This is a genomic window from Comamonas sp. GB3 AK4-5 (assembly GCF_041320665.1).
In the GTDB taxonomy this organism is placed as follows: domain Bacteria; phylum Pseudomonadota; class Gammaproteobacteria; order Burkholderiales; family Burkholderiaceae_C; genus Comamonas.
This window is the reverse complement of the sequence record NZ_CP166730.1, coordinates 1,130,051-1,155,634: the sequence shown is the minus strand read 5'-3', so window position 1 is coordinate 1,155,634 and position 25,584 is coordinate 1,130,051. Positions and strand designations below refer to the sequence as shown.

The 25,584-nt window shown below is 63.5% G+C and carries 24 protein-coding genes; 14 read left to right on the top strand and 10 right to left on the bottom strand.

The features are described 5' to 3' along the window. Positions 1-187: 187 nt before the first annotated feature. A complete protein-coding gene (locus tag ACA027_RS05075) occupies positions 188-1,459 on the bottom strand; it encodes an RsmB/NOP family class I SAM-dependent RNA methyltransferase (protein WP_370681319.1) in 1,272 nt (423 codons plus the stop codon). Positions 1,460-1,544: 85 nt separating this feature from the next. Here ACA027_RS05075 and ACA027_RS05070 point away from each other — a divergent pair, with 85 nt between their 5' ends. Next, positions 1,545-1,814, top strand: coding sequence for a DUF1653 domain-containing protein (locus tag ACA027_RS05070; protein ID WP_370681318.1), 270 nt, complete (start codon positions 1,545-1,547; stop codon positions 1,812-1,814). A 72-nt stretch (positions 1,815-1,886) separates the two neighbouring features. Here ACA027_RS05070 and ACA027_RS05065 read toward each other — a convergent pair whose 3' ends face one another. Then, positions 1,887-2,192, bottom strand: a complete 306-nt coding sequence (locus ACA027_RS05065) for a hypothetical protein (protein WP_370681317.1) — start codon at positions 2,190-2,192, stop codon at positions 1,887-1,889. A 343-nt stretch (positions 2,193-2,535) separates the two neighbouring features. Between ACA027_RS05065 and ACA027_RS05060 the strand changes: the two genes are divergently transcribed. The 4 genes from ACA027_RS05060 (at position 2,536) to ACA027_RS05045 (ending at position 5,161) form a co-directional block, all read left to right on the top strand. Continuing rightward, positions 2,536-3,174, top strand: coding sequence for a hypothetical protein (locus ACA027_RS05060; RefSeq protein WP_370681316.1), 639 nt, complete (start codon positions 2,536-2,538; stop codon positions 3,172-3,174). 20 nt (positions 3,175-3,194) lie between these two features. After that, positions 3,195-3,740 carry a cell division protein FtsI gene (locus ACA027_RS05055; protein ID WP_370681315.1) on the top strand — a complete coding sequence of 182 codons (546 nt, stop codon included), beginning with the start codon at positions 3,195-3,197 and terminating at the stop codon, positions 3,738-3,740. A 42-nt stretch (positions 3,741-3,782) separates the two neighbouring features. Then, positions 3,783-4,481 (top strand): flagellar basal body L-ring protein FlgH, encoded by a 699-nt coding sequence (locus ACA027_RS05050; RefSeq protein WP_370681314.1) that lies wholly within the window; start codon positions 3,783-3,785, stop codon positions 4,479-4,481. A gap of 86 nt (positions 4,482-4,567) precedes the next feature. Next, positions 4,568-5,161 carry a chalcone isomerase family protein gene (locus ACA027_RS05045; RefSeq protein WP_370681313.1) on the top strand — a complete coding sequence of 198 codons (594 nt, stop codon included), beginning with the start codon at positions 4,568-4,570 and terminating at the stop codon, positions 5,159-5,161. Positions 5,162-5,516: 355 nt separating this feature from the next. Here ACA027_RS05045 and ACA027_RS05040 read toward each other — a convergent pair whose 3' ends face one another. Then, on the bottom strand, positions 5,517-6,251 hold the full coding sequence (locus ACA027_RS05040; RefSeq protein ID WP_370681312.1) for a response regulator: 735 nt from the start codon (positions 6,249-6,251) through the stop codon (positions 5,517-5,519). 544 nt (positions 6,252-6,795) lie between these two features. Here ACA027_RS05040 and ACA027_RS05035 point away from each other — a divergent pair. Next, positions 6,796-7,588, top strand: a protein-coding gene (locus tag ACA027_RS05035) for an IS5 family transposase (RefSeq protein ID WP_370678786.1) whose coding sequence is annotated in 2 segments (ribosomal slippage) — positions 6,796-7,055 and positions 7,054-7,588 — 795 coding nt in all. Because the reading frame shifts where the segments join, the coding sequence is not laid out codon by codon here. A 55-nt stretch (positions 7,589-7,643) separates the two neighbouring features. Here the strand turns inward: ACA027_RS05035 and ACA027_RS05030 are convergent. The 3 genes from ACA027_RS05030 to purN form a co-directional block, all read right to left on the bottom strand. Further along, positions 7,644-8,876 carry an ATP-binding protein gene (locus ACA027_RS05030; protein ID WP_370681311.1) on the bottom strand — a complete coding sequence of 411 codons (1,233 nt, stop codon included), beginning with the start codon at positions 8,874-8,876 and terminating at the stop codon, positions 7,644-7,646. Continuing rightward, a complete protein-coding gene (locus ACA027_RS05025; RefSeq protein ID WP_370681310.1) occupies positions 8,873-9,580 on the bottom strand; it encodes a response regulator in 708 nt (235 codons plus the stop codon). Before ACA027_RS05025 ends, ACA027_RS05030 begins: the two co-directional genes overlap by 4 nt. A 525-nt stretch (positions 9,581-10,105) precedes the next feature. Then, on the bottom strand, positions 10,106-10,687 hold the full coding sequence (gene purN / locus ACA027_RS05020; protein ID WP_370681309.1) for a phosphoribosylglycinamide formyltransferase: 582 nt from the start codon (positions 10,685-10,687) through the stop codon (positions 10,106-10,108). Between the two features lie 21 nt (positions 10,688-10,708). Between purN and ACA027_RS05015 the strand changes: the two genes are divergently transcribed. After that, positions 10,709-11,404: a YceH family protein gene (locus ACA027_RS05015; protein WP_370681308.1), complete on the top strand. Its 696-nt coding sequence runs from the start codon at positions 10,709-10,711 to the stop codon at positions 11,402-11,404. Positions 11,405-11,427: 23 nt separating this feature from the next. On the opposite strand, the gene ACA027_RS05010 is transcribed toward ACA027_RS05015, so the two are convergent. Further along, the gene (locus ACA027_RS05010) at positions 11,428-11,562 is read right to left on the bottom strand and encodes a hypothetical protein (RefSeq protein ID WP_370681307.1); all 135 of its coding nucleotides are present in this window, start codon (positions 11,560-11,562) and stop codon (positions 11,428-11,430) included. Between ACA027_RS05010 and ACA027_RS05005 the strand changes: the two genes are divergently transcribed. The 3 genes from ACA027_RS05005 to ACA027_RS04995 all read left to right on the top strand — a co-directional run bounded on the left by ACA027_RS05005 (position 11,561) and on the right by ACA027_RS04995 (position 15,668). After that, entirely contained in the window at positions 11,561-13,087 is a 1,527-nt protein-coding gene (locus tag ACA027_RS05005; RefSeq protein ID WP_370681306.1) for a hypothetical protein, read from the top strand. The two genes, ACA027_RS05010 and ACA027_RS05005, sit on opposite strands and share 2 nt — an antisense overlap. 134 nt (positions 13,088-13,221) lie before the next feature. Next, a complete protein-coding gene (locus ACA027_RS05000; RefSeq protein WP_370681305.1) occupies positions 13,222-14,415 on the top strand; it encodes an acyl-CoA dehydrogenase family protein in 1,194 nt (397 codons plus the stop codon). A gap of 137 nt (positions 14,416-14,552) precedes the next feature. After that, complete coding sequence (locus ACA027_RS04995) at positions 14,553-15,668, top strand: acyl-CoA dehydrogenase family protein (protein ID WP_370681304.1); 1,116 nt, start codon at positions 14,553-14,555, stop codon at positions 15,666-15,668. A 276-nt stretch (positions 15,669-15,944) separates the two neighbouring features. Here the strand turns inward: ACA027_RS04995 and ACA027_RS04990 are convergent, their stop codons facing one another. Together ACA027_RS04990 and ACA027_RS04985 are read right to left on the bottom strand one after the other, a co-directional pair. Beyond that, positions 15,945-16,892 (bottom strand): bestrophin family protein, encoded by a 948-nt coding sequence (locus tag ACA027_RS04990; RefSeq protein ID WP_370681303.1) that lies wholly within the window; start codon positions 16,890-16,892, stop codon positions 15,945-15,947. A gap of 253 nt (positions 16,893-17,145) precedes the next feature. Then, positions 17,146-17,703, bottom strand: coding sequence for an HNH endonuclease (locus tag ACA027_RS04985; RefSeq protein ID WP_370681302.1), 558 nt, complete (start codon positions 17,701-17,703; stop codon positions 17,146-17,148). A gap of 175 nt (positions 17,704-17,878) precedes the next feature. Between ACA027_RS04985 and ACA027_RS04980 the strand changes: the two genes are divergently transcribed. From ACA027_RS04980 to ACA027_RS04965, 4 genes are all read left to right on the top strand, one after another. After that, on the top strand, positions 17,879-18,928 hold the full coding sequence (locus ACA027_RS04980; RefSeq protein WP_370681301.1) for a bifunctional riboflavin kinase/FAD synthetase: 1,050 nt from the start codon (positions 17,879-17,881) through the stop codon (positions 18,926-18,928). A 114-nt stretch (positions 18,929-19,042) separates the two neighbouring features. Further along, positions 19,043-21,910 carry an isoleucine--tRNA ligase gene (ileS, locus tag ACA027_RS04975; protein WP_370681299.1) on the top strand — a complete coding sequence of 956 codons (2,868 nt, stop codon included), beginning with the start codon at positions 19,043-19,045 and terminating at the stop codon, positions 21,908-21,910. Between the two features lie 176 nt (positions 21,911-22,086). Next, entirely contained in the window at positions 22,087-22,596 is a 510-nt protein-coding gene (gene lspA / locus ACA027_RS04970; protein WP_370681298.1) for a signal peptidase II, read from the top strand. A gap of 305 nt (positions 22,597-22,901) precedes the next feature. Continuing rightward, the gene (locus ACA027_RS04965) at positions 22,902-24,563 is read left to right on the top strand and encodes a Na/Pi cotransporter family protein (RefSeq protein WP_370681297.1); all 1,662 of its coding nucleotides are present in this window, start codon (positions 22,902-22,904) and stop codon (positions 24,561-24,563) included. 191 nt (positions 24,564-24,754) lie between these two features. Here the strand turns inward: ACA027_RS04965 and ACA027_RS04960 are convergent, their stop codons facing one another. Next, on the bottom strand, positions 24,755-25,576 hold the full coding sequence (locus ACA027_RS04960; protein ID WP_370681296.1) for a DUF4743 domain-containing protein: 822 nt from the start codon (positions 25,574-25,576) through the stop codon (positions 24,755-24,757). Positions 25,577-25,584: the final 8 nt, after the last annotated feature.

Here is a 25,584-nt window from a genome sequence, read left to right as displayed (position 1 = left end):
TGGAAGTTGAATGCAGGCCGGAGCGGGCCTGAACAGTGCAGCGGGCACAAAAGCACAACCACAACGGCCAGACAGCGCTTGAGGCGCGACGCGCGCCCGCTGACAGTACTTGCGTACGGCAAGGGCACGCAACAAAGCATCAAGCGCTGCATGGCCGCCTCACAACAAGGCAGCAACCAAGCATTTTTTACTTACGTTCCCAGACGGCGGCGAAGAAGCCGTCGGTTTGGTGAGCATGGGGCCACAGGCGCACATATTGCGTGCCGGTTTCGCCACCAGCACACAGGCTATTCGCCTGCTCCACCTTGAGCTTTTCCAGGGTTTCACCGGCATCCAGCGGCACAAAGTCGGGATGGGCCTGTTGAAAGGCCTCGGCAATGCGCTCGTTTTCTTCGGGCAGCACGGAGCAGGTGGCATAGACCAGGCGGCCGCCGCTTTTCACCATACGGGCAGCGCTGCTCAGGATGGACAGCTGTTTTTCGGTCAGCTCGGCCACGGCCTGCATGTCCTGGCGCCACTTCAGATCGGGGTTGCGGCGCAAGGTGCCCAGGCCGGAGCAAGGGGCGTCGACCAGCACGCGGTCAATCTTGCCGGCCAGGCGTTTGACGCGCTCATCGCGCTCATGGGCCAGGGCGGCGGGGTGGACGTTGGACAGGCCGCTGCGCGCCAGGCGGGGCTTGAGGGCTTCGAGGCGGTGGCTGGACACGTCAAACGCGTACAGGCGGCCGGTGTTGCGCATGGAGGCGCCAATGGCCAGGGTCTTGCCACCGGCACCGGCACAAAAATCCACCACCATTTCGCCGCGCTTGGCATCCAGCAGCAGGGCCAGCAGCTGCGAGCCTTCGTCCTGCACCTCGATACGGCCCTTTTGGAAGGCCTCCAGCCGGGTCAGCGCGGGCTTTTCGTCCACACGCAGGCCCCAGGGGGAATACGGTGTGGCGACGGCCTTGATGCCGGCCTGGGCCAGTTCTTTTTGCACGGCATCGCGCTTGGCCAGCAAGGCGTTGACGCGCAGATCCAGCGGTGCGGATTCCAGCATGCTGGCGGCCAGGGCTTCAAACTGATCGCCCACCTGGGCCTGTAGTGCATCGGCCATCCATTGCGGCAGATTGTGGCGGTGCTGGGCCATCAGCTCTTCGGGCTTGACCGCGTCGCAGTCGTCGACCCACTGGATTTCCTGCGGGTTCAGCGCGCTTTTCAAAAAGCTGCGCGGGCCGTGAAAGCCCAGAATGGCCAGGCGCCGTTCCTTGGGACCGCTGCCGGAACGGGCCAAGGACTCGAACAGGGTTTTCTTGCGCAGCACGGTGTAGGCCGTCTCGGCCAGCGTGGCGCGCTCGCGCGGGCCCAGGTTGCGGTGATCGCGGAAATAGCGGGACACCACGGCGTCGGCCGGGTGTTGAAATTGCAAGGTCAGCTTGACCAGTTCGGCGCAAGCGTCCAGAAGGGCTTTGGGATGCATAGCCTGCATTGTCCCATTGCCCCGATTCCCAAGCAGCGCGCTGGTTGCTGGGGCAGGCCTTCCCCCTGCTCTACCATCTGCAGCCATGACCTCTTCAGACACCCTCGACACGCTCACCCCGCTGCCCCAGATTCCCGCCGGCTATTACCGCCACTACAAAGGCCAGCATTACCAGGTGCTGGAAGTTGCCCGCCACAGCGAGACGCTGGAGGCTCTGGTGGTATACCGCCCCTTATATGGCGAAGGCGCGCTGTGGGTGCGCCCTGCCGCCATGTTTACCGAGACCGTAGAGGTGAATGGCGTGGCGCAGCCGCGTTTTGCCTGGGTGGGAGCGCAGCGCCCGGAGTCAATTTGATAAAAACCCGGCGCTAATGCCCGCCATACAAGCGCTAGCAGCTCACTTTAAAAGAGCAATCAGCAGGCCGTCTCAGGCAAAAAAATCCACCAGCTTGCCCAGGCTTTGCACCCCCTGGCTGGTGTAAGACGCCACGGCGCGCCCAGCAGCGGTGGAGGTGTCCACCACCTCGGACACACCCGACACCACGCCATCCACCAGTGCCGAGGTCATCTCTTCCAACATGCCGCTGGCCAGGCTGCCCAGGCCACCGGACTGGGTGGCATAGACCGTCCCGACCACGGCCCCGGCCACATCTCCCAGCGAACGTTTGGACTGCAAGGCATCGCCCAGATGGCTGATGCCGCGCACGGATTGAATGGCCTGCAGAGGGTTCATGCTGCTTTCATTGGTTTTTAAGCTCCATGGATTCTTTTTATCACGACTTTCCGCTTATGGAATATCGTTTCATTCAATAGATACAAATCAAAAGAATATCCAGAGCGAAAGCTTGGTCCCGCTGCGAGGCAGAGCGCTGGCGCTTGTATTGCATTGGTGACTCTATTTTTTCCACATCGCTACAAAATGCACGCAAAAGCAGATCTCAGCGCTTTTCTTTCGTATCCATATTGTTGATTGCATGCATGCGCTTTGTAAGTTGTCCGGATTAACGCCTTTTATTCCATTTATTTAGCTGTGGCCTGAAATCCTAGTATTCGCTCACCTCTTCAAGGAGTTTGCAATGAGCGACATCACATCGGTTTCAAGCACCACCACCCGTTCGCTGACCACACCGCTGCCCGCGCAAACCCGCAGCACCAGCAGCACCACCCAGGACCAGGCCGATACGTCGAGCATGGTCAGCGCCATTTGCACCTTCAGCGCCGAAAGCCTGGCCCTGCTCGGGGAAGCAATGGAAGACGCGGCATCCGGCATCGGCGACCTGCTGAGTGACGGCGTGGACAGCACCTCCGAAATGCTCGGCACTGCTGCGGATTCCGTGGGCGACGCCGCCGAGGCCGTGCTGGACGCCATAGGCAGCGGTGCAGAGGCGGTCATGGAGGCTCTGGAAGACGGTTCCGACACGGTGGTGGACAGCCTGGCGAGCGGTGCAGACAGCGTGATGGATGCACTGGAAACCGGCAGTGACACCGTGATGGACACCCTGGAGAGCAGCGCAGACAGCGTCATGGATGCCCTCGAGACGGGAACGGACGCCGTTGTGGACACCGTGGCAAGCGGCACAGAGGCGGTGATGGGCGCTCTAGAAAGCGGTGCGGACACCGTGGTCGATGCCGTGAGCACCGGCGCCAAGGGCGTAGCCACCTATCTGGCGCTGGGCGCCACCACGGTGCGCTCCATGCTGAGCGAGATCGTCTGATGCCCCGCAAGGAGACGAGCATGCGCCCCCCCTCTTTCCTCCGGCTCTGCACCCTGAGCATGGCGGCCTGCACCCTGCAAACAGGCTGCTCCATCATCACTCCCATGCCGCTGTGGGAGCTGGTCAAGGCCGCAGGTGGACTGGCCAGTACCGCCGTGTCGTCTGCGGCGCCCGAGGCCCGCAACACCCTCTACCACCTGCGCAGCGTGCCCAGCGATGTGTGCATTGAGTTCAACCCCCAGAACCAGGTGCCGGATCTGGTGCCCGTCTTGCAGGCCGAGCTGCAGTCGCACGGCGTCAGCAGCAAGGTCTACGACAACCCGCCCGCAGCCCGGCTGTGCAACATCTGGCTGGAATACACGGCCTACTTCGACTGGGGCGTCACACCGCTTACGGGCGAGCTGCGCCCCTATATGAGCTCGGCGCAGCTGGCCCTGCGCTCGAAAAGCGGCGAGCTGCTCTCGTCCAGCCAGTTCCAGCTCGACATCCATCTGGCCAAAGGCAAATGGAGCGACACCCGCACCAAGCTCAGCCCCGTGGTGGCGGCCCTGGTGACCGGTTACTGAAACCCCGCTCTGCGTCCTCTTTCTTGCGTCCAGGAGCCCTCCATGCACTCTCTTCCCCGCCCTTTTTTGCTGGCAGCTGCCACCCTGTGTGCCCATCTGCTGACCGGCTGCAGCACTTCCGAGCCCAGCATCGTCACGGCCCCGGTTGCCGTGACCGCCCCGCCGCGTCTGGCAGCCATTGAGCGCGTGAACACCGGCAGCCTCTTTCGGGCCAGCACCTTCAACGCCCCCTTTGGTGGACGCGCCAAGCCCCGCCATGTGGGCGACAGCCTGAAGGTCGACATTGCGGAATCCATGAACGCCAGCAGCACGGCCAAGACCGATGCCAGCCGCGAGAACGAAATCATCAACAAGGGGCCGGGCAGCAACTCCGGCACCGGGTTTCTGGGCTCGATGCTGAATCTGGACGCCACGGCCTCGGGCAGTGACTCCTTCAAGGGCGATGGCAGCACCAGCAACAGCACCAGCTTCACCGGGCAGATCGCGGTGTCGGTCATCAATGTGTTGCCCAACGGCCATTTGGTGGTGGCGGGCGAGCGCAGCACGGCCATGAATGGCGACGTCAAGACGCTGCGCTTTTCCGGCATCGTCGACCCGCGCGACCTGCGACCGGAAAACATCGTGGGCTCGGCCGATGTCATCAACGCCAGGCTGGAGGTCGCCGGCCGCGGCGACACCTCGGAGGCCGGTCAACGCAGCTGGCTGCAACGGGTGCTCACCAACAGCCTGGCCATCTGGTGAACCCCGCGCCCTTGCTTTCTTCTTTCCCCGGCCACCTTTTTTTGCAGCAAGGCCGGTTGCTGCCATCACCTTGCAAGGAGCAAGCCATGTACCTTCCCTACCAACGCGCCCTGGCGCTCGCATCCTGCGTAGCCACCTGTTTCCCGGGCCTGGCGCGCGCCACCGAGACCGATGGCACCGTCACCGGAAACTCGGTGCAAGTGGCAGGCCAGCACCTGCTGCTCAATGGCGCCGGCGTCAGCACACGCCTGATGTTCAAGATATACACCGTCAGCCTCTATCTGCGCGACCAACGTCGCACCACCGAGGCCGTACTCCAAAGCGATGGGCCGCGCCGCCTGGTGATCCGGCTGATGCGCGATATCTCCTCACAAGAGTTCAAAGCGGGCGTGCTGGAAAAACTGTCCAAAGACCTGGCACACACGGACACCCATGTGCTGGAGCAAATGGAAGGACTCAGCCAGGCCATTGCGCGCCTGCCCACCGGCCTGCGCCGCGGCGACTTGCTGACGCTGGACTGGATTCCAGGCACCGGCACGGTGATCGAACACAACCAGCGCCGGGTGATACAGCCCATACAGGAGATTGCCTTCTACAACGCCTTGCTCAATATCTGGCTGGGCGAGCAGCCCGCTGACCCACGACTCAAGACGGCCCTGCTGGGCCAGGCCCCGGCTTGAAATGCTCCACTTCCCCTGCGCCGCTTCGCGTCTTCCCATCAGGGGGACTGCGGGGCGGCCCTTGCTCGCTGTCTGCTGACCTGGGTCGCTGTCTGCTGACCTGGGTCGCGCCAGTTTTTGAGCGCTGCGCACCGCATTCAGGGAAATACAAACCGAAATGGGAGTGGAGGGTTCAAGCGGGTATCCAATCCCGCAAGGCCCAGACAGCGCTTGTGAGCCAACGCCACAGCCTACGAAACTGGCGCGGTCCATGTCAGGGCACCGCGCAAGGGCCGCCCCGCCGCGCTGGTGCCGTCCCCCTCCATCGCACAGCGATAGAGGGGGGGAAGACGCGCAGCGGCTCAGGGGGAGGCGTTCATCTAGGCCAAACCGCCTGCCCCTGAACCTTGCGCGCCTCGAACAAATAGCCAACGCCGCGCACGGTCTTGATCAGCGTGGGGGATCGGGGGTCATCCCCCAGCTTCTGGCGCAGGCGCGAGACCAGTAAATCGATGCTGCGCTCAAAGGCCGCCATCGTCCGTCCTTGGGCCTGCTCCATGAGCCGGTCCCGGCTGCACACCCGCCGAGGGGAGCGCAAAAACGTGCTCAACAGCCGGAATTCCGCGCCTGACAGCGGCACCACTGCCCCATCCGGGGCCACCAGATAGCGCTCCATGCTGTAGAGCTGCCAGCCATCGAACTGCACCACCTCGGACAGGTCCTGTGGCACCTCACCCGCTTGCGCCGCCGCTGCGGTGTAACGCAACACGTTCTGTATGCGCGCCACCAGCTCACGCGGCTCAAAAGGCTTGCCCATGTAGTCGTTGGCACCCAAGGTGAGCCCCAGCACACAGTCAAACGGGTTGGCCCTGGCCGTCAGCATGATGATGGGCAGCTGCGAGCGTTCGCGCAGCTCTTTGGCCAAGCGAATTCCATCCACGCCCGGCAGCATGATGTCGAGCACCACCAGGTCGATGGGATGGGCCGCAAGCTGCGCACGCATGCTGTCGCCGTCGCTGGCCACATAAGTGGCAAAGCCAAAACGCGTGAGATAACGGGTCAGCAACGTGGTAATTTCTTCATCGTCGTCAACCACCAGAATGTGATGCATAGTCGAAATTGTGTGAAGACAAATTATTTCATGGTCATTTTGAATGGCGAGTGTATATCCCAGCATGCAGTTATTTTCAAAAACCACTGCGCTTTTTGAAAGAATTATAAATTTTTACGTATCAATTGACCGATAAATACCAAACAAACAAGATACAAACATCTGTATTTGTATTTTCTTTTAACAATTAAAAGTCCTGCTTATTAATATGGTTTTGAACACAGGCTTCACCGCCATCATTTTCACCAAGGTCTTATTCCCTGGGATTTTTTTGCGCCAGGCCATATGACTGCGATGCACTGCACAACTGCAGGCAGGCAGGCAGGCAGGCAGGCAGGCAGGCAGGCAGGCACATTCGACACCCTTTATGCAAAGGCGCTGTATGGGCTGTATGGGATCGATTGGCTGAAACCTATCGGCCATGCAATGAATGCAGCAGACAAAGCCCGCCCGCAAGCGCAAAGACACTGGCGCGCCGCGAGGAGGCTTTGAACACGCTCTTAGAACGTGTTCAAAGTCTCGCCAGATGTGAGAAGCTCGCAGGATGAGAAAAGGCTACCCCAGCGATATCAAGCGCGAGCAGTTCGAAGTGATCCGGCCAATGCTGGAGAGTGCGCGCAAAAGGACGGCCCCACGCAAGGTGGAGCTTTACGAGGTGTTCTGCGCCGTGCTGTATCTGCTGCGCACGGGCTGCCAGTGGCGAGCGCTGCCCAGCGACTTTCCCAAGTGGCGCACGGTGCATTCGTACTGGGCGATCTGGAGCGAGCCCCGCGAGGAAGGCAGCCTGCTGGAGCAGGCTTTAAAAAAATCAGGTTGGCGCGGCCCGCGAGAAACTGGGGCGCAACGCATGCAGCGCGTTCTTGATTGTGGACGCGCAGAGCGTGAAGAACACGGACACGGCGGGGCTGAAGGGCTATGACGCGGGCAAGAAGGTCTGTGGGATCAAGCGCCACATTGCGGTGGACACGCAGGGGCTGCCACATGCCATTGCGGTGACCACGGCCGAGGTAACGGACCGCAAAGGTGCCCTGCAGGCCCTGCAGCGCTGTAAGCGGACGTTGGGGCGAGTGCAAGGCGTGCTGTGCGACAGCGGCTACGTGGGCCAGCCCTTTGCGCAGGGCGTACAAGAGATTCTGGGCGAGCACGTGACGGTGCAAATCGCCAAGAGGAGCGAGATGCACAGCTTTAAGGTCATGCCCAAGCGCTGGGTAGTGGAGCGCAGCTTCGCCTGGCTGGAGAAGAACAGAAGGTTATGGAAAAACTGCGAGCGTTGGCTCAACACCAGCTTGCAGTTCGTCCATCTGGCGTTCTTGGGGCTCTTGCTCAGGAGACTTTGAACACGCTCTTACAAGGTGCACAGCGGAATGGCATGGGCCCCCGCGCGATGGCACTTTATGGCTGGTTGTGCGGCAGCTCCAGAACGGCGCACAGGCCACCGTCGTCCGCATTGAGCAGCCTGAGCTGCCCGTGGTGGCGCAGCGCAATATCACGGGCAATGGACAGGCCCAGGCCCACCCCGCCATGGTGGCGATGGCGTGAAGCGTCCATGCGCACAAAAGGCTGCATCACCTCGTGCAATGCGTCATCTGGCAAACCAGGGCCATGGTCGCGCACGGTGATGCACACGCCCTGCGGGCCGTCTTCCAGCCACACCTCGGCCCCACCGCCGTAACGCAAGGCATTGGCAATAAGGTTGTCCACGCAGCGGCGCAATTGCCCCGGCTGGGCCTGAACAGGGCGGGCCTCGCCCCGCAGCGGTATCTGCACGCCGGCCAGTGCGTAGTCGTCCATCACACTCTGTAGCAGGGCCTGCAGCTGCACACGCACCATGGGCACCCCCTGGGCCTGGCCACGCAGATAGTCCAGGGTGTCCTGGATCATGGCCTCCATCTCGGCGATGTCGCGTTGGAACTCCTGCGTGGTCTCGGCGTCATCCAGCAGCTCGGCGCGCAGGCGCAACCGGGTCAGCGGGGTGCGCAGATCATGGGAGACGGCCGCCACCAGCCGATCGCGGTCCTGCAGCTGCAGCTGGATGCGCTCTTGCATCTGGTTGAACACCTGGCTGGCTTCGCGGCACTCCACCGTGCCGGTTTCGGGCAGCGGCGGACGGTTGATATTGTTTCCCAGCTCTCGCGCCGCAACAGCAAGGCGGCGCATGGGCTGCGACAGCCAGCGCGCGCCCAGCCAGGCTGCCAGCAGCAGCACCGCCAGGCGCACACCCACATCGATCGAAAAAGGCAGCAGTTTTCGCGGCCGGGGCTGCTCGGACGGCTGCGCCGCATAGCCGCCAGGCTGTAGCTGCTGGGGAAGCACACGCCCCACCACATGCGGCTTTTCTGCCGATGGATTGATGGGGCTCAGCACCTCGGGCACCACGCAAATCTGTCGCTCCGGCTGCCGCGCGGGGCGAAACTCGAAAAGCAAGCTCAAGGCCAGCACATGGCTGATGATGACTGCCAGCCCCAGCAAAAGTGCCAGCCTGCCAAACAAGGTGTCCGGCCAGCAACGCAACAGCCAACGCCACCATGCTTCATGGCCTTCACTGGAGGGGGAAGAGGGCGTGGTCACCGGTGCGCTCGCAGCGCCCAAGCTGCCAGGCGAAGCAGGGGCATCAGACATATTCATACCGCGCTGGCCTGGACCTGGCGCGCATCCAGCATATAGCCGGCACCCCGCACGGTCTTGATGAGCATCGGCCCCTCTTCACCCAACTTGTGGCGCAGACGCGAGACCAACAGATCCACACTGCGGTCCATGGTCTCCATGGTGCGGCCCCGGGCCTGCTCCATCAGTTGCTCGCGGCTGAAGACGCGGCGCGGCGACTCCAGCAAGGTGCAAAGCAACCGGTATTCGGCGTAAGACAGCGGCACCACCATGCCTTGCGGGTCCACCACCTGGCGCTCCAGGCGCTGCAGCGTCCAGGCATCAAAGCGCACATTCGTCGCCTGGCGGGCATTGGGCTGGGCATGGCCGTGCCGGCGCAGCACGCTGTGGATGCGCGCCACCAGCTCCCTGGGCTCAAAAGGCTTGCCTATGTAGTCATCAGCCCCCAGCTCCAGGCCCACGACACAGTCGTAAGACTCGGCCCTTGCCGTGAGCATGATGATGGGAATCTGTGACTGCTGCCGCAACAGGCGCGCCAGCGTCAGTCCGTCCACACCGGGCAACATCACATCCATCACCACCAGATCAATACGATGGGCCTTGAGCTCGCTGTGCATACCCACGCCGTCATGGGCGCAGTGCACCTCAAAGCCAAAGCGTCCCAGGTACTGGCTGAGCAACGCCGTGATTTCCTCGTCATCATCCACCACCAAGATTCGGTACATCGTTCCCAGCTCCCTCTTCTGTGATCGCTTCCAAAACTGAAAGAAGTGTAGTGAAGCGTTCACTCTCCTGCCGGACAAAAGGTGGCATACCCCGTAGGCAATTCAGGGTCTTGGAAGCTGTCTTGTCTCAGCCGGCGATACAAACATGAAAACAAAGCCTTACCGTCCTGCTGGCGCCAGCAGTCGACCGGCCCCACACCCGGCAGCAAAGCCCCTCAGCCCCACACGGTCAGAGCGCCATTTCGGCCTGTGGACTGGGAAATCCTGCGGCAAGCCGAGCAAGCAGGCAGCACAGCCAAGGATCATTGATACAGCTTGTAATTTCGCAACACCAACCGCGAAAAACTGTTGCCTGCAAACGACAACCAGGGCGATTCCCAGCCCGGCCGCCCCCGGCCAGAAGATGCGGACCGACCCGCTGGTGCATGGCCATATGGCGCCGCAGGCAGCGCCATTCCGGGATGGCCGGTACCCCGGAATTTCATTAAAAACAGGTGCCAGCGCAATGTGCGCCTGCGCAAGGCGCTACAGTTTTCGCAAAAAACTTGCCACCGCCTGGGGGTAGATGACATGTTCCTGCGCCAGCACACGTGCCGCCAGCGCCTCGGCCGTGTCCTGGGGCAGCACGGGCACCACGGCCTGGTCCAGGATGGGGCCCACGTCCAGCTCGGCCGTCACCTCGTGCACGGTGGCACCGGCAAATTTGCAGCCGGCATCGATGGCGCGCTGGTGGGTGTGCAGCCCCGGAAACGCCGGCAGCAGCGAAGGGTGGATATTCAGCAAGCGCCCTGCGTAGTGCTGCACAAAGCCCGGCGTCAAGATACGCATAAAGCCTGCCAGAACCACCAGCGCAGGTTCATGGCGGTCTATGGTTTCGGCCAGCGCGGTATCAAAAGCCTCGCGGCTGGCGAATTCCTTGTGGTTCAGCACGGCGGTGGCAATGCCTTGTTCACTGGCAAAAACCAGGCCTTGGGCGTCGGCCTTGTTGCTGATGACGGCGGCCACGCGAGCGTCCAAACGGCGTGCCCATTCCTGCTGTTGGGCGGCCCGAACGATGGCTGCCATGTTGGAGCCTCCGCCAGAGATCAAAATCACGATGTTTTTCATTACTTGCGAATTATCCCTGCCATGCCATTCGACCACCGCACTCAGCCTTTGTCGCCCTACGCCGTCCGGGTGCTCGCCACGCTGATGGAAAAAGCCCGCACCGTGCCTGACAGCTACCCGCTCACGGTGAACAGCCTGCAGGCCGGCTGCAACCAAAAGACCAGCCGCGCTCCGGCCATGCAATTGAGCGAGGGCGACATCCAGGCCGTACTGGACGAGCTGCGCCAGCGCCACCTGGTGATGGAAGCCAGCGGCCAGCGTGCCACGCGCTGGGAGCACAACTTCGAGCGCGTGGTGGGCGTGCCCAGCCAGGCCAGCGCCATCCTGGGCCTGCTGATGCTGCGCGGCCCGCAGACTGCGGGCGAGCTGCGCATCAACACCGAGCGCTGGCACCGCTTTGCCGACATCGGTTCGGTTGAGGCCTTTCTGGAAGAGCTGCGCGACCGCAGCGAGGAAAAAGGCGGCCCGCTGGTGGTGCTGCTGCCCCGCGCACCCGGCGCCCGCGAGGCACGCTGGGCCCATTTGCTGTGCGGCGAGGTCGATGTCAGCGCCCTGGCTGCAACCAGCGAAAGCAGCGCAAGCAGTGGTGCGGACCACGGCACAGCCCAACGCCTGGCCGCGCTGGAAGCCGAGGTGGCCCAGCTGCGTGCCACGGTGCAGCAGCTGTGCACAGCCTTGGGCGTGGAGCCGGACAGCGCCACCGAACAGGCAGACTGAAGCGCGGCCGACACCGGAGCTCACTAGGTCGCCGGTGTGCCACTGGCGACCGCAGCCAGCACCAGCCGCGCCGGGCGGGCAAGGCGTGGCCCGCCCGGCATAGACTGGCCGGTCTGCGCCATCTCGGCCTGCTCCACTTTTTCCGGCCTTTCTCGCATGCCTTTGCCCTCCCTGCCGCGTTCTCCTCGCCTCTTGCACCTGGCGCTTGCCGCCGTCTTTTCCCTTGTCCTGGCCGGTTGCCTGCAAACGCCCTCCACCCCGTCGACTGCCCGCAGCAAAGACCTGGCGGCCACCCCCACCGCGGCGCCCGTGCCCATCGTCTTCATCCATGGAGAGAACAGCAGCGCAGCGCAATGGCAAACCATGCTGTGGCGTTTCGAATCCCAGGGCTGGCCACGCGAGCGGCTGTTTGCCGCCAGCCTGCCCTTGCCGCTGCTGCCGCCCACGCAACGCGCCGAAGAGCGCATCAATGTGGCCGGCGCCCCCGGCATGCAGATCACCTCCAGTGCTCCCCCGCCCTATGGCTACACCGATGCCGATGGCCTGCGCGACTTCATTGCCCAACAGGTGCAACAAGCCCTGGCAGCTACAGGTGCGCATCGGGTGGCCGTGGTGGCCCAGGGGCGCAGCGGCCTGGCGCTGCGCGACTATGTGCGCCAGGGCGGTGGCCAGTATCTGAGCCATGCCGTCACCGCCGGCACACCCCATGCCGGCGCATGGAAGACCGAAGGGCTGTACGAGCACCATGACTTCGCTCCCACAGGCCCCTATCTGCGCGGACTGAACCAGCAGCCCCCTGCCCAGCCCGATGGCCTGCTGCGCTGGCTGTCCGTTGGCACCACGGCCATGGGCCCCTACGCCATGCCCCCAGGCAACTGGACCCTGGGTGAGGCCGTCGCGGCACGCCAGACACCGGCCACCTTCCGCCTGGCCGGCGCACCGCATGTGGAACTGGCACAAGCCTCCTACCCCGCCGCAGCCAGCTCCGATGCGGCCTTTGAAGCCCTCTTCCCCTTTCTCTCAGGCAAGCCGCCCGCAGCACCGGCCGCGGCCGCCCCAGGCCAGAACAGCCGCTGGATCAGTGCCGAGGCACAACCCCAGCTGTCGGGCACCGTGGTGGGCCGTGGTCATATACCCAGCGATCCAGCCAGCGGCCATTTCCTCAGCAACCTGCCATTGGCGGGTGCCAGCGTGCAGGTCTTCGCCGTGCATGCCGTCAGCGGCCAGCGCCAGGGCGCAGCGGTGTATGCCACCACCACCGGCGCCGATGGCCGCTGGGGCCCGTTTTCGGCCCAGCCTGGCATCGGCTACGAATTCGAGGTCGGCGCCCCAGGCTACGACCTGGTGCACATCTACCGTGCGCCCTTTCCCCGCAGCAGCGCACTGGTGCAGCTGCAGGCAGAGCGGCTTTTCGTCTGGGGGATCGGCAGCGACGACCGGGGCAGCCTGACGCTGCTGCGCGCACTGCGTGGTGACCTGGAGGACATGCAGGCTCCGGTCAGCTTCAACGGCCAGCAGGCGCATTCCAACCCCGGCGGCCCTCTGCTGCGCCAGCAGTTGAAACTGTTTAGCGAAAGCGATGCCATACAGCCCCAGCGGCTGGTGCGCGGCCAGGAAGCCGTAGTCGGCCACAACTGGTCGCTGGACGCTGCACGCATGAACGTGCTGGAGCTGCATGAATAAATAAGGGCCTGCCCTTTCGCCCTGCAAAATTCCATGAGCGACCCCAGCACAGGACAGACCCTAGGCTGTCGCCCCGCCGACATAGGACAAGCGAACGACCATGCTAAAAACCTTGCACTACAAGGAGACTCCGCATGGATTTGGCATTCACGCCCGAAGAGCAAGCCTTCCGCGAGGAAGTGCGCAACTGGATACACCAACATCTGGACCCTGCGGTCACCCGCAAAGTGCACGAAGGCCTGCGCCTGACGAGGGCCGACATCCAGGGCTGGGCCAAGACCCTGGGCAAAAAAGGCTGGCTGGCCTATGGCTGGCCCAAGGAATTCGGCGGCCCAGGCTGGAGCGCCGTGCAAAAGCATTTGTTTGCCGAAGAGCTGGCCAAGGCCGGCGCCCCCAGCATCGTGCCCTTTGGCCCGGTGATGGTGGCCCCGGTGATTCAGGCCTTTGGCACGCCGGAACAGCAGCAGCGCTTTCTGCCCGGCATTGCCAGCGGCGAAGTCTGGTGGAGCCAGGGCTATAGCGAACCGGGCTCGGGCTCGGACCTGGCCAGCGTCAAGACCCGTGCCGAACGTGTGACAGATAGCCAGGGCGACCACTACATCGTCAACGGCCAGAAAACCTGGACCACGCTGGGCCAGTACGGCGACTGGATGTTCAACCTGGTGCGCACCAGCAACGAAGGCAAGCCCCAGACCGGCATCAGCTTTTTGCTGATCGACATGAAGTCTCCCGGCGTGACGGTGCGCCCCATCAAGCTGCTCGATGGCGAGTGCGAGGTCAACGAAGTCTTCTTCGACAACGTGAAGGTCCCTGCCGACCAGCTCATCGGTGAAGAGAACAAGGGCTGGACCTACGCCAAGCACCTGCTGGCCCACGAACGCACCAATATCGCCGACGTGAACCGCGCCAAGCGCGAGCTGGAGCGCCTGAAGCGCGTGGCCCAGGCCGAGGGCGTGTGGGAAGACTCACGCTTTCGCGACCAGATCGCGCTCCTGGAAGTGGATGTGGTGGCTCTGGAAATGCTGGTGCTGCGCGTGCTCTCGGCCGAGAAGAGCGGCAAAAACCCGCTGGACATTGCCGGCCTGTTGAAGATCAAGGGCAGCGAAATCCAGCAGCGCTACACCGAGCTGATGATGCTGGCCGGTGGCCCCTTCAGCCTGCCCCTGATCCACGAGGCCATGGAGGCCGGCTGGCAAGGCGACTACCCCGGCGGCAATCTGGGCCTGGCCCCGCTGGCCTCCAGCTACTTCAATATGCGCAAGACCACCATCTACGGGGGCTCGAACGAGGTGCAACGCAACATCGTGGCGCAGACGGTTCTGGGCTGATGTTGAGATCTGGAGCGGCCACGCTATTTTCCCGCTCCCCCGCGCCCCCTCCGTGAGGGGGCTCTAGACAGAGCTTCGCTGGCATGTGAAGCGGCGCCCAGCGCCTTTTTACCCACATCCAGCACCAGGAGACATTTATGGATTTCAATTTTTCCGAAGACCAGCAGCAACTGCGCGATGCCGTGCGCCGCTGGGTAGACAAGGCCTATACCTTCGAGCACCGCCGTGCCGCCGTGAAGGCCGGTGGTTTTTCTCGTGACACCTGGATCGAGCTGGCCGAGCTGGGCCTGACCGCCCTCACCGTGCCCGAACAGCATGGCGGTCTGGGTCTGGGCTCCGTCGACGCCATGGTGGTGATGGAGGAGCTGGGCCGTGGCATGGTGCTGGAGCCCCTGGCCCAGGCCTTGATCGCCAGCGCCGTGTTGCGCCAATACGCCTGCGACGCCGCTCAGGCCGATTGGCTGCCGCGCATTGCGGCCGGTGAAGCCATCGTGGTGCTGGCCCAGCAGGAGCGCAAGGCCCGCTACCGCCTTGATTTATGTGAGGCAAAAGCCACGAAAAGCGGCGCTGCATATGCAGTGACAGCTCACAAAAGCATAGTCCCCGTGGGCGACCAGGCGGACGCTTTTCTGGTGCCTGCCATGCTGGACGGCCAGCAGGCCTTGTTCCTGGTCGAAGCCTCGGCCGCAGGGGTCTCCACCCAAGGCTATGGCACGCAAGACGGTGGCCGCGCGGCCGAGCTGAAGTGCAGCAACAGCCCCGCCACCTTGGTAAGCACCGACGGCCTGGCCGCCCTGGAGCTGGCCGTGGACGTGGGCAGCGCCAGCATTTGCGCCGAAGCCGTGGGCGTGATGGAGCAGGCCCTGCACACCACCGCCGAATACCTGAACCAGCGCAAGCAGTTCGGCGTGGCGATTGCCAGCTTCCAGGCCCTGCGCCACCGCGCGGCCGACATGAAGATGCAGCTGGAACTGGCCCGTTCCATGAGCTATTACGCCAGCCTGCAACTGGACCAGCCAGCCGCTGCACGCCGCCAGGCCATCGCCCGCGCCCGCGTGCAGCTGGGCCAGTCCATGCGCCATGTGGGCCAGCAGGCCGTGCAGCTGCATGGCGGCATTGGCGTGACGGATGAATACATCATCAGCCACCATTTCAAAAAGCTGACCCAGCTGGAAATGACCTATGGCGACAGCCTGCACCACCTCGGTGAAGTGTCGGCACGCATGCAAGACACCGCCGGCGTGACAGCGTAAGCGCACTGCCCGGCCCTCAACGCAACGGACCCTCACGGGTCCGTTTTGCGTGAGCAAGGACTTGAATGCCTGCTGGAGTGGGCCTCGAAAGCGCTGACAAATACCTGCGCCTTCCCCACAACGCCCAGACAATGCTTGAGGCGCGACGCTTGCCCGCAGACAGTATTTGCATACGGCAAGGGCGAGCAACAAAGCATCAAGCGTTGTATGGGCGCCTCCAAGCGAGGCACCCCGCAAAGCCCAATAAGACTACGGCTCTGCCCTCAGAACACGGCATCAAGTCAGCCTGTAATCCAAGGGCTGTAGCGGGGGCGGTACGTCGGGGTCACCCAGCGACTGGCACAGGCTGATCTCTATGCCCCTGCACATGGCATCCAGCGGCAGGTCATTGCTTTCCACACCAAAAGGCTCTTCCAGCTCATCGCCCAGGGCATCCAGGCCGAAGAAGGTATAGGCCACGATGGCCACCACAAAAGGCGTCATGAATCCCGTGGTATCCACCAGGCCAAAGGGCAGCAAAAAGCAATACAGATAGGCCGTGCGGTGCAGCAGCAAGGTGTAGGAAAACGGAATCGGCGTGTGGCGTATGCGCTCGCACGAGGCAGCAGCCGCCGTCATGCCGGTCAGGGTCTTGTCGATCTGGCTGGCCAGCATGGAGTCAATCCAGCCCTTGCGCAGGCAGTCGCTCAGATCGCGTGAATTGGCCAGCAGCAAGGCATCGGGGCGGTAGTTCAGCGGCTGATTGCGCATGGCAAACCAGTCTTCGGCCGTCAGCCAGCGCTCCAGCACCCCATCATCCTGGTGGCCACGTAGCTGCGAGCGCAGCGCATGCGCATGGGCGATGGCCCGGTGCACCATGCGCACGCGCACATCGCCCACGCGGTTGTGTGCATCCAGCACCAGGGGCTGGTGGATCATGCTCTGGCATTGGCGCGACAGCGTTCGGGCCCAGATGGTCAGCTCGCCCCAGAGCCTGCGCCCCTCCCAGAAGCGGTTGTAGGCCGTGGTGTTGCGAAAGCCCAGAAAAATGGCCAGCGGCAGGCCAATCAAGGTGAAGGGAATGGGCGTGAGGGTGATCTTGATGTCGAACAAATTGCCATGGGCCAGCGTCACCAAGATGGCCAAGCCCACATTCAGACACAGCACCCAGCGTATGCGTTGCAGCACCGAGCCGCGCAGGATGAGAAAGAGATTGAAGCCGGTGGGGCGGTCGCGGACGATCATGCGCTGGGCAGTGACAGGGGTAAACCCTTATTTCACCACGACGCCGTCATCCCTGCCGGCCAGTCCTGCCAATTCTGTAGCGCCCGCCTCGCCCTTGGCCTATAGCGCCCAGCGTAAGCTCTTGGGCTCCATGCCGGCCCGGCCAGCAAACTCTGCAGCGCCCCTCTCACCCTTGGCTAGAGCGCCCAGCGTGAGCTTTTGGGCTCCATGCCGGCCCGGCCAGCAAATTCTGCAGCACCCCTCTCACCCTTGGCTATAGCGCCCAACGCGAGCTCTTGGGCACATGGGCCAGCAAAAACTCCATCTGGTCGACCAGGATGCGGCGGTTGCGCAAGATGAAGTCCTCCCACAGGCTGGGGATGTAGGGCGCATACAGCAGCGGCATATGGGCCTGCTCGGGCGTGCGCGGGCCCTTGCGGTGGTTGCAGGCGCGGCAGGCCGTGACCACATTCATCCAGTGATCCTGGCCACGCTGGGCAAAGGGCTGGATATGCTCGCGCGTCAGATCTGCTTCATCATGCTTGCGCCCGCAATAGGCGCAGAGATGGCGATCACGGGCAAACAGCTTGCTGTTGGTGAGCCCCGGCTTGAGGGCATGGGGATTGATGCGGGGCACGCCCTTGGTGCCGATGATGCTGTTGACACAGATCACCGACTGCACGCCGGTATGGGCGTTGTGCCCCCCGCGAAAGACCGCGACCTGCGCGCCCGACTCCCAACGGACCTCGTCGGCGGCGTAGTGCAGCACGGCCTCTTCCAGACTGATCCATGACTGGGGCAGTCCGTGGGCGGACAGCTTCAGAACCTTCACGATGCACCTCCTCTTACCAACCAGGGGCCAAGACGGGTCGCGCGCTAAGTCGCAGGCTCGATAAGGCAAGCAGCAGGCATACCTTATCGGTGGCAATATACTCGCTTTCAGTGTCCAACCACCATCGCGCACTGAGTTGAACAGCACGCAATGCTATAAAAAATAAAGCAATCCGATGAAGATTTTCCGAGGCCTTCAACACCCAGAGCGGGCTGGTGCCTGCGCGCTCACCATAGGCAATTTTGATGGTGTGCACCGTGGCCACCAGGCCATGCTGGGATTGCTGCGTGCCGAGGCAGCGCAACGCGGCCTGCCCACCTGCGTGCTGACTTTCGAGCCCCATCCGCGCGATTACTTCGCCCAGAAGCTGAACCAGCCCGCACTGGCCCCGGCCCGTGTGGGCACGCTGCGCGACAAGCTCGGTCAGCTGGCGTTTTGCGGCGTGGACCAGGTGGTGGTGCTGCCCTTCAATGCCGCATTGGCAGGCCAGGCGCCCGAGGCCTTTATCCAGGACGTGCTGGTCAGCGGCCTGGGCGCCAAGTATGTGCTGGTGGGCGACGACTTTCGCTTCGGCAGCAAGCGCGCCGGCGACTACGCCATGCTGGACGCAGCCGGCCAGGCCCAGGGCTTTGATGTGGCACGCATGAACAGCTACGAGGTGCATGGCGAGCGCGTTTCCAGCACCACGGTGCGCGAGGCCCTGGCGGCCGGCGACATGCAGCAGGCCGCCAAGCTGCTGGGCCATCCCTATACGATCTCGGGCCATGTGGTCCATGGGCGCAAGCTCGGCCGGCAACTGGCCGAATCCAGCGCCGGTGCGGCCGACGGTTTTCGCACATTGAATCTGCGCTTTGACCACTGGAAGCCCGCAGCCAGCGGCATTTTTGCCGTGCTGGTTCACGGCCTGCATGGCCAGGCTTTGCGCGGCGTGGCCAACCTGGGCGTGCGTCCCTCGCTGGACCCCGGCGACGTCAACGGCGGCCGCGTGCTGCTGGAGACCCATTGCCTGGATTGGCCCACCGAACTCGGAGGCGAAGGCGCCTACGGTAAAATCATCCGCGTGGAACTTTTGCACAAACTGCACGACGAGCTGAAGTACGACAGTCTCGACGCCCTCACGACCGGCATCGCCAAGGACTGCGATGACGCGCGTGCGTTTTTCGCATCCACCCAGCAGCCGTCCTATACCGATACCCGTCGCCAGACCACGCGCGACCGAATTTGACGCTCGCCGTCCCCTGCCTGGGCGCGGGTGCGCACCAGGCGCTCGCACTCCCTTCACGCCCTGGTCTTTGCGCTGCTGCGCCCGCTGGGGCCATGCTCTGCTCTAAGGTTTTCCATGTCTGATTCCAAGTCCGCCAAGCCCGAAGCGTCTGTCTATCGATCGACGCTGAACATGCCCGACACCCCCTTCCCCATGCGCGGCGATCTGCCCAAGCGTGAGCCCGCCTGGGCCAAGGAATGGGACGACAAGGGCATCTACAAAAAGCTGCGCGACGCGCGCCACGGCGCGCCCAAGTTCATCTTGCATGACGGCCCCCCCTATGCCAACGGCCAGATCCACATGGGCCACGCCGTCAACAAGATCCTGAAGGACATGATCGTCAAGAGCCGCCAGCTCGAGGGCTTTGACGCCATGTACGCCCCTGGCTGGGACTGCCACGGCCTGCCCATCGAGAACGCCATCGAAAAGAAGTTCGGCCGCAATCTGCCGCGCGACGAGATGCAGGCCAAGAGCCGCGCCTTTGCCACCGAGCAAATCGGCATCCAGATGGCGGGCTTCAAGCGCCTGGGCGTGCTGGGCGACTGGGACCACCCCTACAAGACCATGAACTACGCCAACGAGGCCGGCGAGCTGCGGGCCTTGAAGAAGGTGGTGGAGCGCGGCTTTGTCTACCGTGGCCTCAAGCCCGTGTACTGGTGCTTTGACTGCGCCTCGTCCCTGGCCGAGTTCGAGATCGAATACGCGGACAAACAGTCGCAGACGCTGGACGTGATGTTCCCCGCTGCCGAGCCGGCCAAGCTGGCTGCGGCCTTTGGCCTGGACAAGCTCTCCAAAGAAGCCTTTATCGTCATCTGGACCACCACGGCCTGGACCATTCCCGCCAACCAGGCGCTCAACGTCAACCCCGAGCTGGAATACAGCCTGGTCGAGACCGAGCGTGGTCTGCTCATCGTCGCCAGCGCCCTGGTGGAGAAATGCCTCACGCGCTGGAAGCTGGAAGGCAAGGTCATCGCCACCGCCCTGGGCAAGGCACTGGACCATGTCAACTTCAAGCACCCCCTGGCCCATGTGGACAAGGGCTTTGACCGCGTCTCGCCCGTCTACCTGGCCGATTACGCCACGGCCGACGACGGCACCGGTATCGTGCACTCGGCCCCGGCCTATGGCGTGGATGACTTCAACTCCTGCGTCGGCAACGGCATGGACTACAAGGATATCCTGAACCCCGTGCAGGGCAACGGCGTGTACGCACCCGAGCTGCCGCTGTTTGGCGGCCAGCATATCTGGAAGGCCGTGCCCGTCATCCTCGACGCGCTGAAATTGGCCGGCCGCCTGCTGGACACCACCACCATCAGCCACAGCTACCCGCATTGCTGGCGCCACAAGACCCCGGTGATCTACCGCGCCGCGGCCCAGTGGTTCGTCCGCATGGACGAGGGCGAGGGCGTGTTCACCGACCCCGCCCAAAAGCCGGCCAAGACACTGCGCCAGATCGCGCTGGAGGCCATCGAGCAAACCGGCTTCTACCCGGAAAACGGCCAGTCCCGTCTGCGTGACATGATCGCCGGCCGACCCGACTGGTGCATCTCGCGCCAGCGTTCCTGGGGCGTGCCCATCCCCTTCTTCCTGCATGTGGACACGGGCGCGCTGCACCCGCGCACCATGGAGATCATCGACCAGGCGGCCGACATGGTGGAAGCCGGCGGCATCGAGGCCTGGAGCCGCGCCACGGCCGAGGACATCCTGGGCGCCGAAGACGCCAAGCTCTACACCAAGAGCACCGATATTCTCGAAGTCTGGTTCGACTCGGGCTCCTCGTTCTGGCATGTGCTGCGCGGCTCCCACCCCGAGATGCACCATGACAGCGGCCCCGAGGCCGATCTGTACCTGGAAGGCCATGACCAGCACCGCGGCTGGTTCCACAGCTCGCTGCTGCTGGCCAGCGCCATCTTCGGCCGCGCACCCTACAAGGGCCTGCTGACCCATGGTTTCACCGTGGACAGCCAGGGCCGCAAGATGAGCAAGTCGCTGGGCAACGGCATCGAACCCGACGAAGTCAGCAAGAAAATGGGCGCGGAAATCATTCGCCTGTGGGTGGCCGCCAGCGACTACTCCGGCGACATCGCCGGCGACGACAAGGTGCTGGCCCGCGTGGTCGACGCCTACCGCCGCATCCGCAACACGCTGCGCTTTTTGCTGGCCAACACCAGCGACTTCGATGCCGCCACCGAGAGCGTGGCATTTGAAGACATGCTGGAGATCGACCAGTACGCCCTGGCCCGCGCAGCCCAGCTGCAGCAGGACATCCTGGCCCACTACAAGGTCTATGAGTTCCACCCCGTGGTGGCCAAGCTGCAGCTGTACTGCTCGGAAGACCTGGGCGGCTTCTACCTGGACATCCTCAAGGACCGCCTCTACACCAGCGCGCCCAAGAGCCTGGCCCGCCGCAGCGCCCAGACCGCCTTGCACCAGATCACCCAGGCACTGCTGCGCTGGATGGCGCCCTTCCTGTCCTTCACGGCCGAAGAGGCCTGGCAGATCGTGGGCAGCAGCGAATCCATCTTCCTGGAGCAATACAGCACCCTGCCCGAGGGCAGCCCAGCCCTGCTGGCCAAGTGGGAGCGCATCCGCGCCATCCGCGATGTGGTCAACAAGGACATCGAGGCCCTGCGTGCCGACGGCAAGGTGGGCGCCTCGCTGCAGGCCGAAGTCACGCTCAGCGCCCAGCCCGAAGACCTGGCCCTGCTGCAATCGCTGGGCGATGACCTGAAGTTCGTCTTCATCACCTCGGCCGCTGCCGCCGTGGCTGCAGCAGCGGATACACAGGCCCTGACCGTGGCGGTGACGCCTTCGGCGCATGCCAAGTGCGAGCGCTGCTGGCATTACCGCGATGATGTGGGCGTCAACCCCGAGCACCCCACGCTGTGCGGCCGTTGCGACAGCAATTTGCACGGCAGCGGTGAAGCCCGCAGCAAGGCATAAGCCTCGCCGCTGAGATAACACCCCGCCCACGGCCGCGTGGGCGGTTTGCGTTCATGCAAAGATAGGAGCTGTCTGTGCAATTGAACCGCTGGCTTCAGGCATTAATCCACCTGAAAACCTTGTGGTGATTGCACAGAAAGCTATGATTTTTTAGTTTCACTGTGGACCCGATTGCCATGACCGCACCCCTTGGCGCTTCGCGCAGCACCCGCATCTGGCCCTGGCTGGCCTGGGCCCTGGCCATCATCGCCATCGACCAGCTGAGCAAGCAGTGGATTCTGGGCGTCTACCAGCTGGGCGACTGGACACCCATCACCGGCTTCTTCAACATCGTGCGCGCCCACAACACCGGCGCGGCGTTTTCCTTTCTGGCCGACGGCAGCGGCTGGCAGCGCTGGCTGTTTGTGGCCATCGGCGCAGCTGCCACGGTGCTCATCGTCTGGCAGCTCAAGAAACACCCGGAGCAAAAGCTGTTTTGCTTTGCACTGTCCAGCATTCTGGGTGGCGCCATCGGCAATGTGGTGGACCGCCTGCAACACGGCTATGTGGTGGACTTTCTGGACTTCTACTGGGGCCTCAGCCATTTCCCGGCCTTCAACGTGGCCGATATGGGTATCTCCGTGGGCGCTGTCTTGCTGATCCTCGATGAAATCCTGCGCGCCCGCCGCGCCAAGCGCGGGTTGTAAAAACCCCAAGGCCGGGGCTTCAGCCGCCGGCCAGAGAGCTTGCTGCACGGCTGTCCATCTCTGCGCACCAGAAGGACGGCCCGCCACACCAGCGCTCCATGCCCGTGCTAGCGTAGGCCGTAGAAAAAATACATAGCAGCATGCGCAGCAACGCTAGGGTTTTATGCCGTTATCACCACTTCCTTTTGCTTCGTTTTCTTTCTAGAATTTTCTTATCTCCCACCCCTCTGTGCGCGCTCTCTGTATGGTCTGTGCGCTGACGGGGGCCCCAAGGTTATATTTGTTCGCTTCTTGGCGAACCTTTGATGAAGCACTTACTGAATCTTTTGGCGGCTGTGGCCCTCCTGGTCTGGGGCACCCATATGGTGCGAACCGGGGTTTTGCGCGTCTTTGGCGCCAATTTGCGCAATCTGCTGGCACACAGCATGGGCAACCGTTTCACGGCGGCGCTATCAGGCCTGGGCGTCACCGCCCTGGTGCAGTCCAGCACGGCCACCTCGCTGATGACCTCGGCCTTTGTCGGCCAGGGCTTTATCTCCTTGCCTGCGGCCCTGTCCGTGATGCGCGGCGCCGATGTGGGCACGGCCATCATGGCGGTGCTGTTCTCGTTCGATCTATCCTGGCTGTCGCCGCTGTTCATTTTTGTGGGCGTGGTGCTGTTCATCACCCGGCAGGACACCACGCCCGGGCGCATAGGGCGTGCGCTGATCGGCCTGGGCCTGATGCTGCTGGCCCTGCGTCTGGTGGTGGAAGCCACCGAGCCGCTGCTGGAGTCGCCCACCGTGCGCACACTGCTGTCCTCGGTCAGCAGCGACATCTTCATGGAACTGATGCTGGGCGCCGTGCTGGCGGTGCTGGCCTATTCCAGCCTGGCCATCGTGCTGCTGATTGCGGCCATGGCCAGCTCGGGCGTAATCCCGCTGGACGTGGCCCTGGGCCTGACCCTGGGCGCCAACCTGGGCAGCGGCCTGGTGGCCGTGCTGACCACCGCCAAGGCGGCCATCGAGGTGCGCCAGGTCACCATGGGCAATATGCTGTTCAAGATCATGGGCGTGGCCATCGTGGCCCCGTTCACCGGTCTGTGGGTGCTGTATGCCCAGCCCCATATCGACGGAGCCGGCCAGAACGTGGTGCTGTTCCACCTGGTGTTCAACATCTTCAACAGCCTGTGCTTTATCGGCATGACCCAGACCGTGGCCCATTGGGTGGCCAAGCTGCTGCCCAAACCCGAGGACCACAGCGCCGCCAGCCTGCTGCGCCCGCGCCATCTGGACCCATCGGCCCTGTCCACCCCCTCGCTGGCCATCAGCTGCGCGGCGCGTGAAGCCCTGCATCAGGCCGATGTGGTGGAGTCCATGCTGATCGGCCTGCAACAGGTGGTGGAAACCGATGACGAAAAGCTGTCGCAGGATCTGCGCAAGCTCGAAGACACGGTGGACGATCTGTACTCGGCCATCAAGTACTACATGACCAAGATTTCGCGCGCCGAGCTGGACGAGCGCGAAGGCCAGCGCTGGACGGAAATCATCAGCTTCACCATCAATATGGAGCAGATCGGCGACATCATCGAGCGCGTGCTGCAGGAAGTCGAAGTCAAGAAGATCCGCAAGGGCCGGCATTTCTCGGATGCCGGCATGCAGGAAATCCGCGAGCTGCACCAGCACCTGCTGAACAATCTGCGCCTGGCCATGAGCGTGTTCCTCAACGGCAACCCGCGCGAGGCGCAAAAACTGCTGGAAGAAAAGGCGCGCTTTCGCGATCTGGAGCTGGCCTATGCAGCCACCCACCTGAATCGTCTGGCCGACAACACTGTCCCCAGCATAGAGACCAGCTCGCTGCACATCGACCTGATCAGCGATCTCAAGCGCATCAACTCGCTGCTGTGCTCGGTGGCCTACCCCATCCTGGAGCAAGCCGGCGCCCTGGCACCCAGCCGGCTGCGTGAGCATAAAGTGCCCACCCCCTGAGCCGCTGCGCGGCTTTCCCCAAGGGGGACGACAGCCTCGCTGCGGGGCGGCCCTTGCTCGCAGTCCCTGGCGAAAGGGGCGTGGCATGCAACAGCATCTGTTTTTAGCACTGAGCCCCTGGTATGACTCCCTCACCCGCTTGCGGGAAAGGGGGGGGAGGGGGCTTCCCGCAGCATGGGCAAGCCCACCAACTACCAAGCCAGGTAGTCCGCCAGAATCAGGCTGGCCTCGGGTGTGAAGCGGCCAGCCAGCAGCCATGCTTCCAAGGTGGCGCGGTCTATGCACTGGAATTGCGCCACCTCGCCGTCCTGGTTGTGCGGCTCCAAGCCCTGAGGCAGCTGGGCGTGGTACCAGTGGATGCGCTCTCGCATATAGCCCACGCCATCGCCCTCCTCGCCATTGGGGCAGGCAAAGTCCACATGGCCGCCATAGGTGCAGGCCTGCAAGGCAGCTACGTCCAGCCCGGCCTCCTCCTCGGTTTCACGCGCCAGGGCTGTGGCGATGCTGTCGCCAGACGACACCATGCCCCCCATCAGCGTGTCCCATTTGCCCGGGTGGCTGGCCTTGTTCAAGGCCCGTTGCTGCACCCACATGCGGCCGTCCGGGGCCATCCCCAGCAGGTGCACGGCCTGGGTGGCAATCCCCAGGGCGCGTACCGCGCCGCGCTCTATGGTGGCCAGCACCGTATCGCTGCCATCGGCGCGCACATCCAATTGCTCGTTGCGCCAGGGTCCGCAGCGCCCATGTGCACGCAGCAGCTGCGCCAGGCCGTTCAAAGCCTGTGTGGGGGCCGTGGCCTGCAACTGCCAGCATGGGCCCGCCTCTTGCACTGGCAGCAGTTGCATGCCCTGTGCCGCTGCCCATGCCGGTGCGGCAATAGACTCCAGCAGGCCCTGCTCCACACTGCCAATGACCTGGCCGTTGCAATGCAGCGGCCAGCGTGGCGCGGCAGGCGGTTGTTGCATGGCCAGGCGCAAGGGCTGTATCCAGGCCTGTGGTGCTTGCAAGTCCATGTCTGACA

Coding starts and splice junctions, on each gene's coding strand:
- ACA027_RS04990 (WP_370681303.1), bottom strand. CDS start 16,892: ATGATCGTCCGCGACCGCCCCACCGGCTTCAATCTCTTTCTCATCCTG.
- ACA027_RS04965 (WP_370681297.1), top strand. CDS start 22,902: ATGAAGCACTTACTGAATCTTTTGGCGGCTGTGGCCCTCCTGGTCTGG.
- ACA027_RS05025 (WP_370681310.1), bottom strand. CDS start 9,580: ATGTACCGAATCTTGGTGGTGGATGATGACGAGGAAATCACGGCGTTG.
- lspA (WP_370681298.1), top strand. CDS start 22,087: ATGACCGCACCCCTTGGCGCTTCGCGCAGCACCCGCATCTGGCCCTGG.
- ACA027_RS04980 (WP_370681301.1), top strand. CDS start 17,879: ATGAAGATTTTCCGAGGCCTTCAACACCCAGAGCGGGCTGGTGCCTGC.
- ACA027_RS05030 (WP_370681311.1), bottom strand. CDS start 8,876: ATGAATATGTCTGATGCCCCTGCTTCGCCTGGCAGCTTGGGCGCTGCG.
- ACA027_RS05050 (WP_370681314.1), top strand. CDS start 3,783: ATGCACTCTCTTCCCCGCCCTTTTTTGCTGGCAGCTGCCACCCTGTGT.
- ACA027_RS05075 (WP_370681319.1), bottom strand. CDS start 1,459: ATGCATCCCAAAGCCCTTCTGGACGCTTGCGCCGAACTGGTCAAGCTG.
- ACA027_RS05005 (WP_370681306.1), top strand. CDS start 11,561: ATGCCTTTGCCCTCCCTGCCGCGTTCTCCTCGCCTCTTGCACCTGGCG.
- ileS (WP_370681299.1), top strand. CDS start 19,043: ATGTCTGATTCCAAGTCCGCCAAGCCCGAAGCGTCTGTCTATCGATCG.
- ACA027_RS05010 (WP_370681307.1), bottom strand. CDS start 11,562: ATGCGAGAAAGGCCGGAAAAAGTGGAGCAGGCCGAGATGGCGCAGACC.
- purN (WP_370681309.1), bottom strand. CDS start 10,687: ATGAAAAACATCGTGATTTTGATCTCTGGCGGAGGCTCCAACATGGCA.
- ACA027_RS05015 (WP_370681308.1), top strand. CDS start 10,709: ATGCCATTCGACCACCGCACTCAGCCTTTGTCGCCCTACGCCGTCCGG.
- ACA027_RS05060 (WP_370681316.1), top strand. CDS start 2,536: ATGAGCGACATCACATCGGTTTCAAGCACCACCACCCGTTCGCTGACC.
- ACA027_RS05070 (WP_370681318.1), top strand. CDS start 1,545: ATGACCTCTTCAGACACCCTCGACACGCTCACCCCGCTGCCCCAGATT.
- ACA027_RS05065 (WP_370681317.1), bottom strand. CDS start 2,192: ATGAACCCTCTGCAGGCCATTCAATCCGTGCGCGGCATCAGCCATCTG.
- ACA027_RS04960 (WP_370681296.1), bottom strand. CDS start 25,576: ATGGACTTGCAAGCACCACAGGCCTGGATACAGCCCTTGCGCCTGGCC.
- ACA027_RS05000 (WP_370681305.1), top strand. CDS start 13,222: ATGGATTTGGCATTCACGCCCGAAGAGCAAGCCTTCCGCGAGGAAGTG.
- ACA027_RS05055 (WP_370681315.1), top strand. CDS start 3,195: ATGCGCCCCCCCTCTTTCCTCCGGCTCTGCACCCTGAGCATGGCGGCC.
- ACA027_RS05040 (WP_370681312.1), bottom strand. CDS start 6,251: ATGCATCACATTCTGGTGGTTGACGACGATGAAGAAATTACCACGTTG.
- ACA027_RS05045 (WP_370681313.1), top strand. CDS start 4,568: ATGTACCTTCCCTACCAACGCGCCCTGGCGCTCGCATCCTGCGTAGCC.
- ACA027_RS04995 (WP_370681304.1), top strand. CDS start 14,553: ATGGATTTCAATTTTTCCGAAGACCAGCAGCAACTGCGCGATGCCGTG.